Origin of the sequence: Planomicrobium sp. MB-3u-38, from assembly GCF_002836425.1 — a bacterium.
GTDB lineage: Bacteria > Bacillota > Bacilli > Bacillales_A > Planococcaceae > Planococcus > Planococcus okeanokoites.
On the sequence record NZ_PJBO01000030.1, the window covers coordinates 1 to 325 of the forward strand.

1 pseudogene is annotated in these 325 nt (G+C 43.1%); it reads right to left on the minus strand.

The window, feature by feature from the left end:
* Positions 1-296: pseudogene (locus CXF70_RS07420) on the minus strand (type I glyceraldehyde-3-phosphate dehydrogenase); the annotation flags it as partial.
* Positions 297-325 lie beyond the last annotated feature (29 nt).

Genomic DNA, 325 nt, shown 5'->3' on the forward strand with positions numbered 1-325 from the left:
TCATTTTCAACGATATCAGTTAATGTGGCATCAAAAATACCTCCGGCTGAAGTTCCAACAACGTCTGAGGACACAATTAGCTTTTCAGAGTATTCAAACGAGGGACTCGCAGCTTCTTTCATGGCTTCATTCACTTCTTCAATTGTTACTTTTCTTTCTAAGTTTGTATAAAACTCCACTATTGCCCCACCTAAAAGTGGTACTCTCACTGCCGTTCCGTCAATAATTCCGTTTAATTCAGGAATGACTCTTCCGACAGCTTTTGCTGCTCCAGTAGAAGTCGGAATTGCATTCATCGCCCCTGCCCGTCCGCGTCTCATATCCT